The organism is Arthrobacter sp. OV608 (genome assembly GCA_900110595.1).
GTDB lineage: Bacteria > Actinomycetota > Actinomycetes > Actinomycetales > Micrococcaceae > Arthrobacter.
Genome location: FOEZ01000006.1, coordinates 111,420 through 124,102 on the forward strand (window position 1 = coordinate 111,420; position 12,683 = coordinate 124,102).

Below are 12,683 nucleotides of genomic sequence, written 5' to 3' on the forward strand. Positions count from 1 at the left end.
CGCGTTGGGTTTGCTAGGAGATTTCCAGTGCCACGCGGCGCTGCGGCGGCGGGCCTACCACGGTGAGGTCCATCTCGGCTTGGGCGCGGCCAAAGCCTTCCATGTCCATATAGGGCTCGCCGCCCTCGGTGTACATGTAGTCCTCGGTGGGCTTGTTGAAGTACTCGAAGAAGCCGTTGAAGACCGACGGCGTGAGGAAGCCCAGCATCTGCGTGTTGTGCGAGTCCAGGGCGAAGGAGTGGATGGTGCCGGCCGGGGCGTGGACAAAGTCGCCCTTGGTCAGCAGCATTTCCCGGCCGTTGGCGTAGAGCCACATCCGGCCCTCGGTGACCAGGAAGTTCTCGGTGTGCTGCTCGTGGAAATGCAGCGGGATGTACGGGGTCTTGGCGCCCTTGGTGTGCACGGCGAAGTAGTTCGAGCCGGTATTGGCGGGCCGGGACAGGTAGGTGAACATGGTCTGGTAGCTGACCAGGCGCTCACCCTCATGGGCACTGAGGAAGTAGGGGCTCAGCGTGGGCGGCAGGCCGGCGTCGTGCTTAAAGGAAGGCTCCACCCGCTCGACGTCAGGGAAGGTGATCCCGAACTCGGCGCCAACCTCAGCCTGTTCCTGCATGCTGGCCGTGCGGCCGGCGCGGACGGGCGGGATGTGGGAGTCGATGGGGGTGCCGACGCGCTCGTAATAGGCCTCGGCGCCGCCCGGCGTCATCCAGTTGAGGAAGCGCGTGTAGTGGCTGGCCATGCGGTAGGCGTGGGGCGTGTTGGGCGGAATCACCACGGAGTCGCCGGGAGTGAGGATACGGCTTTCGCCGGGGAGCCAGACGTGCAGGATGCCATCGAAGACGTAGAGGGTCTTGTGTTCCACCGTGTGGCTGACGAACGGCGATTCGGCACCCATGCCGCCGGAGACGTAGGCGGCGCTGAAGATGCCGCCGGTGTCCGCCGCGCGGGCGATAACGGTGACCAGCTGGCCGTTGATCTCATAGCGCGCGCCTTCGCCCGACGCCATGTAGTAGGGGACAGCTTCGCCGGGCAGGGTGTTGGCCACCGGCAGCTGCTGGTTCATTTCCTCCACGCTGAGGGACATGGTTCCTTCTTTCCAGTCGTCCGGCTGCGCCGGAATGTGACCTCCATCATTGCTTGAGCTTGCGCGGCGCATGAGGCGGAATTCCAATGGTTGAAAGGCCAGTGTGCTGCTCCTTGGCGAGCTGCGATGCTGGCAGTTGAACCTACGCCACCAGGAGTTTTGCCGGCATGAGCCTTTCTCCCATCGTCACCGTCGCCGAAGGAAGCATCCGCGGCACTGCATCCATCCTCGAAGGGCGGGAGGTCAGCCGCTTCCTCGGCATTCCGTATGCAGGTTCTCCGGCGGGTGCGCGGCGGTTCAAGTCCCCGGCTCCTGTTGGTGGCTGGACCGGTGTCCTTGATGGCACGTTGCCGGGGCCCGCGGCGCCGCAGAACCCGGAGATTCCGGCTCCGCCCGGGCGCAAGCCCCGCACGTGGAGTGAAAGTGACTGCCTGAACCTTAACGTCTGGACGCCAGAGGTGGGCGGTTCGGGCCTGCCGGTGATGGTGTGGGTGCACGGCGGCGCGTATGTGTCGGGCTCGGGCAGTGACGCAATGTACGACGGCGGCAATCTCGCCGCTGCTACGGGCACCGTTATCGTGACCATCAATTACCGGCTGGGTGCGCTGGGCTTCCTGCACCTGGCTGAGCTGCTGGGTACCGAATATGAGGACTCTTCGAATGCTGCCCTGCTTGATGTGCTGGAGGCGCTGCAGTGGGTCAAGCGGAACATCGCGGAGTTCGGTGGTGACCCGGACAATGTGACCCTGTTTGGTGAGTCGGCGGGTGCTGCGGCGGTGGGGACGCTGCTGGGAATGCCTGCTTCGAAGGGGCTGTTCCGGCGGGCGATCATGCAAAGCGGAACCGCCGAAAGGTACCGGACTGCTGAGGATTCTTCCCGGATCAGCCGTGAGTTCCTGTCCCTGTGCGGGCTGGATGCGGCGCAGGCTCGGAACCTTTTGACGCTTCCCGTGGAGCGGCTGCTCGAGGCCCAGGAGAAACTCGTGCAGCGCTTCGGCGCGCAAACGTTCACCGTCCCGCTGCCGTTCCAGCCGACCATGGGGACGCCGTCGCTGCCGGTTCCGCCACCGGAAGCGGTGCGGAGCGGGCTGAATTCCGAGGTTGACCTGCTGATCGGGACAAACCTGAACGAGGGGTCCTTTGCCGTGGAAATGCGGCCGAAGAACCCGTCAGAGCCCTCCCATGCGGAACGCGCAGCGGCGGTGCTGGCCGATTCCGCCGCTCCAGGCCGCGAGGAGGAGCATGCCCGGGCGCTCGCTTCGGTTTTAGGTGCCGAACCCAGCGGAAAGCAGCTGCTGGAAGCCGCTATTTCCGACGTCGTCTACCGGCAGCCCAGCAACCGGCTGCTGGATGCCCGGCAAGGCTCCGCCGGGAACAACTTCGCCTATCTCTTCACATGGCGGAGCCCAGCGATGGGCGGGAAGCTCGGCGCCTGCCACGCCCTGGACATCCCGTTTGTCTTCCGGCAGCTGGCCTCGCCCGAAGCGGAGTTCCTCACCCGCGGCACAGCGCCGCAGGACCTCAGCGACATGATGAGCACCGCCTGGTCAGGCTTTGCCAGAACAGGCCAGCCTGCAGCTCCTGGCCTGCCTGACTGGCCGGACTACGGGCCCGAGCGCAGGACGATGATTCTGGACGAGAAGCCACGCGTGGAAGGTGACCCTCGGCGGGAATTGCGGGAATTGCGGGAGGTGCTTGGGCCCCGTGTGTCAGGATTGCCTGCGTCGAGGCAGCGCGTTTAAGGGAAGAAATGGAGGCCAGTTAATCCGGAGCAGAAAAGGGGCTGTCCTTCACCCCTGCACCGCTACACTGAACCAACCACTCCCAGCATGAAATTGGCGGGCTCACATGAATAAGAAGCTGCACCTTACCCCGGCAGACGCGTTCCCGGAGGACCTGGAAAGCGTACCGGACCAGGAACTGCAGGTACTCGACAGCCAGGTCCAACGCCAGCTTGACCACGAAGTGGTTGTTGACGGCGAACCGAACCCTGAAACCGAGTTCCGCCACTACGAACTGGACGAGGAATTCGCCGACCGCGACAAGCGCTGACCTACCTAACTCCTACTTCTTCGTGAGCCTGTACCGCTCAATCTGCTTGAGCCGGCGCAGGAGGCTGTCCCGGCGGGGGTGCGGGACGGCGTCAGCCTCTTCGGCGGTGAGGTCGATGTGTTTGGTGCCGTACTGCCACAGCAGCAGGTCGTCGAGCAGCCGGTCCGGGCCGGGGGAGTAGCGGTGGTCCAGGGCTTTCCGCACTTCGGTGATGCGGTTGGCGCTGAGCAGCCCTGCCAGCTGCATGGTCTGGTTGAGGCCGTGCGCGGCGAGCAGCTCCGCGGCCCAGCCCCAATCGTCGTCCACCTTCCGGTCCACGTGCGGGAGCAGCGTGCGCCACACATCGCGGATCCGGTTGGGCGTCAGCGGCGCCGCGCCCTCGCCCTCGGTGTCCCAGAAGCTGCGCACTTCCTCATACCGTTCATGCAGGTCGGCAAAAGCCGTCTCCACCGTCTCGAGCATTGCCGCGGTGGCGGTGAACTGCCGGTCGAAGTGCGGGGTCCAGGCACGCGGATCCTCGGCCTTGAAGCGGATATCGTGCTCGATCTCGCTCCAGGCGTGCGCGAAAATCGTGCGGATCTGGCACTCGAAAAAGTAGCTGCCGTTGGGCTGGGCGTCCGGGTTGAAGACCTGCTGGTATTCCTTCACAGCCTCGTTCTGGATGGTCCGCAGGATCAGGTGCCTGCTGGAATACCCGTACGTGCCGGACTCGATGGAGCCGATGTCCTTTTCCCGGTCCCCGCGGCAGTCGAACAGCTGGCGCTGGCGCTTGATGATGTTGGCCACCGCGGCGTTCTCCGCCGGCAGCTTGGTGATGACCCGGATGCCCACCATGTCATTCAACGTCCGGAACGGGTCCGGGAACTTCAGGACCGGCGGGCCGCCCGGTTCCAGCGGCTCCTCAATCCGGGAGATCTTCTCCTTGAACGATTCCACCGTTTTGGTGCGCCCGGTGACAAACAGCGGTGTGACCTCGCTGTCCTTCAACATGTCCCGCATCAGCAGCAGGACATCCCGCGTGACCAGTTTCAGGGCAGGCCGGACGCGCTCGTAGATCTCCACGTTCCGCTGCACGGACTCGCGCAGGTCCGCGTCCAGGTTCTCCCAGTTACTTGGCATAATCCCAGCTTACGGCCGGGCACTGACAGAACGACGGCGGCAGTACTTCAGCGTTCCGTGGCAGCCGTGGAGCCGCGCACCACAAGCGAACTCTCCAGCGTGACCTCGTTCTGCTCCAGCGGCTTCCCCTCCATCAGCCGGCGCAGCTGCTCCCCGGCCTTCAGGCCCAGGGGAGTGGCGGGCAGGTGGACGCTGGTTAGGCCGGGATTGCTGGTGGCCGAATAGGGGAGGTCATCGAAGCCAGCCACCGCCAGCTCCTCCGGAATCCGCACTCCGGCCACCCGCGCCTCCTGCAGCACGCCGTAGGCATGCGTATCAGTACCGCAGACGACGGCGGTCACCCCCTCGCGCTGCCACGCCGGCCAGGCGTCGGCGAACGCTGAAGCCGATGCGCCGACGTCGATGGTAGTGCTGATGATGCGCCCCGCACCCACGCTGATGCCCCGGGCTGCGGCCTCATCCAGGAAGGCCTCGCGCCGGAGGGCGAAGGTCTCAGTGCCGGTGACGCTGTCCACGTACGCCACTTCCCGGTGCCCGGCGTCGGCCAGGTGAACCGCGAGTTCCCGCGCTCCGCTGGCCACGTCAAGGTTCACCGACGGCGCATACCCCGCCAGCCCGGGGGCGTCCAGCAGGACAAGGGGCGACGGCGACGCGAGGTCCTCGAGGAAGCCTGCGTTGGGTGCGTCCACCAGCAGCCCGGCCGGACGAAGCGACATCAGCCGCCGGACGTCGTCGGCCTCCGGGAACTCGCCCGCCTCGGTGACGGAGAGCAGCAGCTGGTACTGCGAGCCCAGGGATTCGCGGACCCCGGCGATCACTTTGGCGAAGAACGGGTTGGAGATATCCGGCGCCACCAGGATCACGATCGAGCTCACGCCCTTGGCCAGCGAACTGCCGATCCCGTCCACCACATAGCCAAGCTCGGCGATGGCGTCGCGGACGCGGGAGATGTTGTCCTCGGAGACGCGGCCCGCCGTCTTGCCGTTGGCCACCAGCGAAACGGTGGCGGTGGAGACGCCGGCCCGGGCGGCAACCATGGCCGCGGTGATCCGCCGCGAACGCGCCGGCTGCTGCACCTGTTCCGCGGATTCCATACCTCGATGGTAGTAGGCGGCGGACAGCACAAGGACACGTGGAACCCTTACGAGCCCAGCCCCAGCAAACCGATAACGTCAGCCACGCGGCGGCGCTGGTCCGCCGCCAGCCCCTGGATCGGCAGCGGGAGGCAGGACGCATCCACCAGGCCGAGGTGCTCAGCAATCGTGGCAACCACCCGGATGCTGCCCCCGAACTCGGCGAACAGACCCCACAGCGGGGCGAGCCGGTCTGATTCCGCCAGGGCGTCGGCCGGCCTGCCCTCCTGCACGGCCCGCGTGATGCCCAGGGCAAGCGCAGGCAACGTGCCTCCGATGACGGAATACCAGGCATCGCACCCGGCCACGAGGCCGGCGGCGGCATAAGCGTCCCCGGAGACACCGATGTTCACGTGTTCAGGGACCGCTGCGCGGATTTCCTGGATCCGCGCCCGGGCCTGCTCCGGACCGCCGGGAACGCCCGGAATTTTGATCGCGGCAATCCGGGGCAGTTGGGTGATCCGTCCGTACAGTTCCGCACTGAAAGTGAAGGGGGTGGTGGCCGGGTTGTCGTAGACCACGACGGGCAGCGGCGAGTGCGAAGTGACCGTACGGAACAGCTCGAAAACGTCGTTGTCCGTCAGTGGCTGGTACGTCATCGGCGCCAGCAGCAGCCCGGACGCGCCGGCCCGATCGGCGGCCTCCGCATTGGCCAGAACCTGCGATGTCCGCAGCGCGCCGATCCCCACGATCACGGGGACTGGCCCCGCATGCTCCACTGCCAGCCGGGCCACCCGGCGTCGCTCGTCTCCGCTGAGGTAAGCGTAGGAACCGGTGGAGCCCAGTGCGGTGATGGAGTCCACGCCGGCCGCTGCGAGGCGTTGAACCAGGCGCACGAAAGCTGCCTCATCCACCTCATCGTTGGCCAAAGGGGTCAGGGGAAAGGCGCTCAGGCCAGTGAACATCGGCTCAGCCCACGAAGTCGAGATCGGCGGGGCTGGCTTCCTGCTCTTTGGCCGGGCGCTTGCCGCCCCGCTGGGCGGCGGCCCCGGCGAGGACCACCAGCAGGATCCCCACCACCTGGACGGCAGACGGCTGCTGGTGCAGGATGAGCAGCCCGAGCAGGACGCCGACGGCAGGTTCGAGGGCCATCAGCGTTCCGAACGCGCTGGGCGTCATCCTGCGCAGGGCAAGCATTTCCAGCGCGAACGGCAGCACCGGCAGCAGGATGGCCAGTCCAGCCGCGGCCGCCAGGATGTCCAGGCTGAGGTGCCCGGCGGCCTGGGGAATTCCGACGACGGCGGCCGCCACTGCGGCGATCGGCACGGTGAGCGTGAGCGCGCCGATGCCGGTGAACCGGTCGCCGATCCGTTGCGTCAGCAGGATGTAGACGCCCCAGCCGACGGCGGCCAGCGCGGCCCAGGCAACCCCGAGGAGGTTGAAGTCGCCCTGCCACGGCTGGGTCAGCAGCACCACGCCCACCAGCGCCAAAGCGGGCCAGGCGAGGGCTTTGCGGTTATGGCTGCGAAGGGCCGCCACGGTCAAGGGACCGAGGAATTCGATGGCGACGGCGGTGCCGAGGTGGATGTGCTCCACCGCGGCGAGGAACCCCACGGTCATCACGCCAGTGGTGACCCCGAGGCCAAGCAACGGCAGCACATCCGGGCGGCGGATGGAGCGCAGCGGCGGGCGCCCGATTACCAGGAGAATGACTGCGCCCATGCTCAGGCGCAACCACGCGGTGCCGCCGGGTCCCACAGCTTCAATCATGTTCACGGACAGGGCAGAACCCAGCTGGACCGACAGGATCGCCGTGACCGCCAGCCCCCACGGCGGGACCGGGACGTTGAATGAAGCGCTGCGCTGGGTCATCTCAGTTTCCTTCATTGGAGTGATGGGGTGCGGCCAGGCGACGGCGGGCAATGGCAACGTCGGGTCCGAGCCTTTTCAGCCGGGCACCCAGGTCGTCGGCGGCTGCGTCGAGCGCGGCGTCAGTCATTGGCTCAAGGGCGTCCAGGATGAACAACGCTTTGGTAGTGCCGTCGCGGAGCTGGGTGCGCCGGCCTTGCCGCCAGTTCCAGCGCCGGCAGGTCACGCCGTCGTCATCGCCCCACACCACCTCGCCCGGCTCCGGATGCTCAAGCACCTCATCCCCGCCGGCCACCGTGTCAAAGGACTCCGTGCCGGCGGCGCGGATCAGCCGGGGTGCTCCGGCGTAGCCGGCCAGGTCCTCGCCGCCCAGCGGAACCTGGTGCAGCACAGAGACCGCGTTGTAAAGGTCGGTCAGCCGGTTTACCCGCGGCAGGCCGGAAGATGCCCGGCGGAGCAATGCCTCCAGGCTGTTGCGCGTGCGCTGCGGTTTGGCGCCGAAGGACTTGTACGCCTCACGCCAGGCGGCCACATGCGGCAGTTCCTCAATGCCCCGCCCGTCCATTGCTGCACGGGCTGCAGCCTCCGCCTCCTGCAGCAGCTTTTCACCGGCCTCGTCACTGGCGCCCGGAACCAGCCCGTCTACCGCCAGCAGGACGGCACGGTAATCCGGCCGCAGGGAGAAAACGGCGGGATCAACCCACGCACCTGCCAAAAATTCCTGGAGCACCTTGACGTCAGGCATTGGGGGCCTCCTTGTGGTGGGCCGAACCCACGCCCGGCTCGAAGACAGCCAGGGAGAAGCTCACCGGCTCCGGGGTGGCATTGGAGTACGAGTGGTCCACGTCGCCGGGGAAGGAAAGGGCGTCGCCCGGCTCCAGGACATAGGTCTCGCCAGCCACCACCACAGTGAGGGATCCCTGGCGGACCTGAAGTAGTTCCTTGGTCCCCGGCGCGTGGGCTTCGCTCTCATGCTGGTCACCCGCGCCCAGCGTCCAATCCCACAGCTCAACCACATCCGGTGAATCCGTTCCGGCTACCAGCACGCCCCGGCCGCCGGCGGCGGAAATCCACAGGGCGGCCCCGTCACCACTCCGGGTGACGGTCACTGGCTTTGGACGCGGGGCATCCACCAGCGCGGGCAGTCCGATGCCCAGTGCGTCGCTGATCCGAAGCAACGTGCCCACGCTGGGATTGGCGGCGCCCTGCTCGACGTTGACCACCATGCGGCGGCTCACGCCGGCGGCGTCTGCGAGCTGGTCGAGGGTCCACGCCCGGGCCTGCCTTTCCTGGCGTACGCGGTTGCCGATGGCAACTGCAAGGGCAGATGTGCTTTTGTCCATGAGTGCAGCATACTGCACTTTGAGTGCACTGACGGAATCGCACGTGACGTCCTTGAAGGCGGGTGCATCAGGTCTTCCTGAACGGCCGTTGTGGTGGGACGATGCCCTTATGAGCGACACCAGCCGAGGAAACCCGCGGGACCTTGGTCCGCACCAGCATGCCCACGCAGCACCCACCACCCAGCAGATGAGGACCGTCGGGCAACGCCGGCGGGACGCCGAGGAGAAGCTGGAGCATCATCTCCAGGAGGCCCGCCACAAGGCCGAGCACCACGAGGCCGAAGACGGGAAGGAACCCGCCGATTCCGGCGCCGGCGAGCCCTGATCCGGAAGCTTTGAGCGGTGAGCCTGATTCGCGGCCTCAGTTGAGGTCCGAATTCCTGCCAAGGCATTCGGCCACTACGACGGCGGCTGGAACTTCGAGCAGGGCAGCTTCCGCCTGCTGGTGGGCCGCCACGCAGCCGACGACTTCCAGGCGCTAGACATCGAACTGCGCTAAGCCGAGCCACGCAGACATGGCTTGCCTTTTTCTTTTGCCCTTTGGCATCAAGCGCTTGACCTGCACGAACGTCAAGCGTTTGACGTGACGTTCCCGACAGTGCCATGATCACTCTGAACGCTTCAACTCCCCGAGCAGTGTGTATGCACTTGGCGCGGGCCCCAAAGACGTGGAGAACATCGTGGACCCCAAACCCCGCAAGAAGATCATTCTTGACTGCGATCCCGGGCATGACGACGCTGTGGCGTTGCTGCTCGCGCACGGAAACCCGGACATCGAACTGCTGGCGGTCACCACGGTGGTGGGCAACCAGACGCTCGAAAAAGTCACCCGCAACGCCCTGGCCGTCGGAACCATCGCCGGCATCACCGGCGTTCCCTTCGCCGCTGGCTGCGGCCGTCCCCTGGTCCGCAGCATCGAAACCGCCCCGGACATCCACGGCGAGTCCGGCATGGACGGCCCCGCCCTCCCGGAGTCCACCATCGGGCTGGACCCGCGGCACGCCGTCGACCTCATCATCGACACCGTGATGGCCCACGAACCCGGCACCGTCACCCTGGTCCCCACCGCAGGCCTGACCAACATCGCCATGGCCGCCCGCAAGGAACCGCGCATCGTGGAACGCGTGAAGGAAGTTGTCCTGATGGGCGGCGGCTACCATGTGGGCAACTGGAGCGCCGTGGCCGAATTCAACATCATCATCGACCCCGAGGCCGCGCACATCGTCTTCAACGAGAAGTGGCCCGTGGTGATGGTGGGCCTGGACCTGACCCACCAGGCGCTGGCCACCCCGGACGTGGTCGAAAAAATCGCGGCCATCGGCACCAAACCGGCCAAGTTCGTCACCGAACTCATGGACTTCTTCGCCCACACCTACAAGGACGCCCAGGGTTTCGACTTCCCGCCGGTGCATGACCCCTGTGCCGTGGCCTACGTGATCGATCCCAGCATTGTCAGCACCCGCAAGGTGCCGGTCAACATCGAACTCCAGGGGACCCTGACGCTCGGCATGACGGTGGCCGACTTCCGCGCGCCCGCACCGGCCGACTGCCACACCAGCGTCGCCGTGGACCTGGACCACAAGCGGTTCTGGGCCCTGGTCACCGACGCCCTGGAACGCATCGGCGAGCCAACTATCACAGGCGAACCGGCCGACGTCGAACGCGAAGAACGTGCCGCCGTCACCGTGGGAGGGGTCAAGTAAATGACTGCCACCCTTACTGAAGCGAAGACCGGCCGGGGCAACATCACGGCCCTGATGGTTGCCCTGCTGGCAGCCTGCGTGGCCTTCCAGCTCAACGCTTCCATGCTTAGCCCGGCCCTGGTGACCATGGGCGAAGAGCTCAACACGGACCAGGCAGTCATCGGCCTCTCGCAGACGTGGTTCTTCACAGCTGCCGCGCTGTTCTCCCTGTTCCTGCCCCGCCTGAGCGACATCGTGGGACGCAAGAAGATCCTGGTGGGCATGATGCTGCTGATGGCCCTCGGCTCGGTCATCGCCGCCCTCGCCCCGGACGTCACCTGGCTCTTTGTGGGCCGCATCATCCAGGGCGTCAGCGGCCCCACGGTTCCGCTCTGCCTGATCATGCTGCGCTCTGCTGTCACCAACCCGCGCAAGTACGGCACGCTCATGGGCCTGATCACGGCCGTCAACGGCGGCGTTGCCGGCGTCGACTCCTTTGTAGGCGGTTACTTCGCCGAGCACTTCGGCTTCCGCAGCATCTTCTGGCTCATGGTGGTGCTGGCCCTGGTTGCCACGGCACTGGTCGCGTTCCTTGCCAGCGAAAGCAAGCCCGCCGCCGGCACCCGGATGGACTGGCTGGGGGTGTTCTTCATCGTGGTGGCCGTGGGCGCGCTGCTCACCGCCCTGAATGAAGGATCCAAGCTGGTGGGCGCGTTCTCCTCCGGCACCCTGATGCTCAGTATTGCGCTGGTCCTGGTGTCCGCCGCAGCGTTCTACGCCTTCTGGACCGTGGAGAAGCGGGCCGGCCAGCCCATGGTGGAAACCGCGCACCTGCGCCAGCGTTCCACCTGGGCGCCGCTGCTGACCACCACCCTGACCATGACCGGCATCTTCGCCGTCATCAACGGCATCGTTCCCGCCTACGTCCAGGCCGCCGATCCCGGCTTTGGCATCGGCCCCACCGAAATGTCGCTGATCATCCTCACCCCGTACGCGCTGTTGGGCTGGATCGTGGGACCGCTCAGCGGCAAGCTCGCCCCCGTGCTGGGCTACACCAAGGTGCTGCGCATCGGGCTCCTAGGGAGCATAGCGGCCCTGGCCGTCATCGCGTTCTTCGGCCTCAGCAGCCTGCCCCTGATGATTGCCGGCACGGTCTTGCTGGGCATTATGTACGCCGGTACGGTCAACATCATGCTCAATGGACTCGGGGTTGTCCTCTCGCCCGCCGGCAACCCCGGTTTCCTGCCCGGCATGAACGCCGGTGCCTTCAACCTCGGCGCAGGCCTCAGCTTCCTGGTGCTTCCCGCCGTGCTGGTGGCGACGTCGGCCCTCGGGGATGCGAAGGCGTCCTACCTGACTGTTGTGGTTGTTGGCCTGGCCCTCACCGTGGCGGCGTTCGCCGCCTCGCTGCTGATCCCCAAGCCCGTTGAAGCTGAGGTGGCCGAATGAGCGCCGCCGCTGAGCCAGCCACCGCTGAAGGTGAGGCGCGGCAGCCGGGCCGGATCGTCGTCGTCGGCTCCCTGAACGCGGACCTGACCATCTACTGCGACCGCCTCCCGCTGCCCGGTGAGACGGTGCACGGCAACGGGTTCGCTGTGAACCCGGGCGGCAAGAGTGCCAACCAGGCAGTGGCCGCCAGCCTGCTGGGCGGGAAGGTCAGCCTGGTGGGCGCGGTGGGGGATGACCCCAACGGCAGCATGCTGCTCTCCTCGGCGGCGCGAGCGGGTGTGGACGTGGGGCATGTCCGCACGTCACACGAGCCCACGGGCGTCGCGGTGATCGCCGTCGACGCCAATGGAGAGAACAACATCATCATCTCCGCCGGTGCCAATGGCACCCTCTCACCGGCGGATGTGGCGGAGGCCTCGGACGTCCTCGCGGAGGCCGCCGTCGTGTGCCTTTGCCTCGAAGTCAGCATGGGGACGGTACTGGCCGCAGCGCAGGCGGGGCACGACGCCGGCGCAACAGTGCTGCTGAACCTCTCGCCGTACGCGCACATCCCGGCAGCCCTGGCTGAGTTGACGGACGTCCTGCTGGTGAATGCCCATGAAGCCGCGCTGTTCCTCGGCCCGGGGGCATCCGTCCCGGGTGCCGGTGCCCGTGCCGCGCAGTGGGATGCCGTCCGGGAAAGGTTCGCCGAGCGGGGGATCCAGCAGGTGCTGGTGACGCTGGGTTCGAACGGTTCCGTGGTGCTGGACTCGCTGGCCCCGCCGGACCGGCTCGTTACTTTTGTGCAGCCCACCAAGGTCGCCGCCGTAGACACCACGGGCGCGGGTGATGCTTTTACCGGAGCGGTGGCCGTCCGCCTGGCGGCCGGGGATGCGCTCGCCGATGCCGCCGCCTTTGCTTCCGTGGCGGCTGCCCTGGCCACCACCCGGAAGGGGACGCAGGCGGCGTATCCGGAGACGGCTGACGTGCAGCGCATGCTGCGGAGTTAAAACAGCTGTCCGGGCGGACCCTC

13 protein-coding genes are annotated in these 12,683 nt (G+C 66.8%); 6 read left to right on the forward strand and 7 right to left on the reverse strand.

Translation table 11 applies throughout. The features are described 5' to 3' along the window. Window positions 1-13: 13 nt before the first annotated feature. Window positions 14-1,084, reverse strand: a complete 1,071-nt coding sequence (locus tag BMX78_RS10130) for a quercetin 2,3-dioxygenase (RefSeq protein ID WP_091419102.1) — start codon at window positions 1,082-1,084, stop codon at window positions 14-16. 167 nt (window positions 1,085-1,251) lie between these two features. On the opposite strand from BMX78_RS10130, the gene BMX78_RS10135 reads away from it, so the two are divergent. Further along, the gene (locus tag BMX78_RS10135; RefSeq protein ID WP_091419104.1) at window positions 1,252-2,826 is read left to right on the forward strand and encodes a carboxylesterase/lipase family protein; all 1,575 of its coding nucleotides are present in this window, start codon (window positions 1,252-1,254) and stop codon (window positions 2,824-2,826) included. 106 nt (window positions 2,827-2,932) lie between these two features. After that, window positions 2,933-3,136: a hypothetical protein gene (locus BMX78_RS10140; RefSeq protein ID WP_091419105.1), complete on the forward strand. Its 204-nt coding sequence runs from the start codon at window positions 2,933-2,935 to the stop codon at window positions 3,134-3,136. 12 nt (window positions 3,137-3,148) lie between these two features. Here the strand turns inward: BMX78_RS10140 and BMX78_RS10145 are convergent, their stop codons facing one another. Genes BMX78_RS10145 through BMX78_RS10170 form a run of 6 tightly spaced genes read right to left on the reverse strand, consistent with a single transcriptional unit; the run spans window position 3,149 to window position 8,540 of the window. After that, window positions 3,149-4,255 (reverse strand): GTP pyrophosphokinase, encoded by a 1,107-nt coding sequence (locus tag BMX78_RS10145; protein ID WP_091419107.1) that lies wholly within the window; start codon window positions 4,253-4,255, stop codon window positions 3,149-3,151. Window positions 4,256-4,302: 47 nt separating this feature from the next. Beyond that, complete coding sequence (locus BMX78_RS10150) at window positions 4,303-5,349, reverse strand: LacI family DNA-binding transcriptional regulator (RefSeq protein WP_091419303.1); 1,047 nt, start codon at window positions 5,347-5,349, stop codon at window positions 4,303-4,305. A gap of 47 nt (window positions 5,350-5,396) precedes the next feature. Further along, the gene (locus BMX78_RS10155) at window positions 5,397-6,293 is read right to left on the reverse strand and encodes a dihydrodipicolinate synthase family protein (protein ID WP_091419108.1); all 897 of its coding nucleotides are present in this window, start codon (window positions 6,291-6,293) and stop codon (window positions 5,397-5,399) included. 4 nt (window positions 6,294-6,297) lie between these two features. Next, window positions 6,298-7,200: an EamA family transporter gene (locus BMX78_RS10160; protein WP_091419110.1), complete on the reverse strand. Its 903-nt coding sequence runs from the start codon at window positions 7,198-7,200 to the stop codon at window positions 6,298-6,300. A 1-nt stretch (window position 7,201) separates the two neighbouring features. Continuing rightward, window positions 7,202-7,942 (reverse strand): B3/B4 domain-containing protein, encoded by a 741-nt coding sequence (locus BMX78_RS10165; protein ID WP_091419111.1) that lies wholly within the window; start codon window positions 7,940-7,942, stop codon window positions 7,202-7,204. Beyond that, the gene (locus BMX78_RS10170; protein ID WP_091419305.1) at window positions 7,935-8,540 is read right to left on the reverse strand and encodes a helix-turn-helix domain-containing protein; all 606 of its coding nucleotides are present in this window, start codon (window positions 8,538-8,540) and stop codon (window positions 7,935-7,937) included. Before BMX78_RS10170 ends, BMX78_RS10165 begins: the two co-directional genes overlap by 8 nt. A gap of 109 nt (window positions 8,541-8,649) precedes the next feature. On the opposite strand from BMX78_RS10170, the gene BMX78_RS10175 reads away from it, so the two are divergent. The 4 genes from BMX78_RS10175 (at window position 8,650) to BMX78_RS10190 (ending at window position 12,660) form a co-directional block, all read left to right on the forward strand. Then, window positions 8,650-8,865 (forward strand): hypothetical protein, encoded by a 216-nt coding sequence (locus BMX78_RS10175; protein ID WP_139204912.1) that lies wholly within the window; start codon window positions 8,650-8,652, stop codon window positions 8,863-8,865. Window positions 8,866-9,220: 355 nt separating this feature from the next. Then, window positions 9,221-10,243: a uridine-preferring nucleoside hydrolase UriH gene (gene uriH, locus BMX78_RS10180; protein WP_286138899.1), complete on the forward strand. Its 1,023-nt coding sequence runs from the start codon at window positions 9,221-9,223 to the stop codon at window positions 10,241-10,243. Continuing rightward, window positions 10,244-11,671, forward strand: coding sequence for a uridine transporter UriT (uriT, locus tag BMX78_RS10185; RefSeq protein WP_091419115.1), 1,428 nt, complete (start codon window positions 10,244-10,246; stop codon window positions 11,669-11,671). Next, window positions 11,668-12,660, forward strand: a complete 993-nt coding sequence (locus BMX78_RS10190) for a ribokinase (RefSeq protein ID WP_091419116.1) — start codon at window positions 11,668-11,670, stop codon at window positions 12,658-12,660. The genes uriT and BMX78_RS10190 overlap by 4 nt, the downstream gene beginning before the upstream one ends. Window positions 12,661-12,683: the final 23 nt, after the last annotated feature.

Bases quoted from the DNA above. Each gene is read 5' to 3' on its own strand.
- BMX78_RS10160 (WP_091419110.1), bottom strand. From the start codon at position 7,200: ATGACCCAGCGCAGCGCTTCATTCAACGTCCCGGTCCCGCCGTGGGGG.
- BMX78_RS10155 (WP_091419108.1), bottom strand. From the start codon at position 6,293: ATGTTCACTGGCCTGAGCGCCTTTCCCCTGACCCCTTTGGCCAACGAT.
- BMX78_RS10165 (WP_091419111.1), bottom strand. From the start codon at position 7,942: ATGCCTGACGTCAAGGTGCTCCAGGAATTTTTGGCAGGTGCGTGGGTT.
- BMX78_RS10190 (WP_091419116.1), top strand. From the start codon at position 11,668: ATGAGCGCCGCCGCTGAGCCAGCCACCGCTGAAGGTGAGGCGCGGCAG.
- BMX78_RS10140 (WP_091419105.1), top strand. From the start codon at position 2,933: ATGAATAAGAAGCTGCACCTTACCCCGGCAGACGCGTTCCCGGAGGAC.
- BMX78_RS10130 (WP_091419102.1), bottom strand. From the start codon at position 1,084: ATGTCCCTCAGCGTGGAGGAAATGAACCAGCAGCTGCCGGTGGCCAAC.
- BMX78_RS10145 (WP_091419107.1), bottom strand. From the start codon at position 4,255: ATGCCAAGTAACTGGGAGAACCTGGACGCGGACCTGCGCGAGTCCGTG.
- BMX78_RS10175 (WP_139204912.1), top strand. From the start codon at position 8,650: ATGAGCGACACCAGCCGAGGAAACCCGCGGGACCTTGGTCCGCACCAG.
- uriT (WP_091419115.1), top strand. From the start codon at position 10,244: ATGACTGCCACCCTTACTGAAGCGAAGACCGGCCGGGGCAACATCACG.
- BMX78_RS10150 (WP_091419303.1), bottom strand. From the start codon at position 5,349: ATGGAATCCGCGGAACAGGTGCAGCAGCCGGCGCGTTCGCGGCGGATC.
- BMX78_RS10135 (WP_091419104.1), top strand. From the start codon at position 1,252: ATGAGCCTTTCTCCCATCGTCACCGTCGCCGAAGGAAGCATCCGCGGC.
- BMX78_RS10170 (WP_091419305.1), bottom strand. From the start codon at position 8,540: ATGGACAAAAGCACATCTGCCCTTGCAGTTGCCATCGGCAACCGCGTA.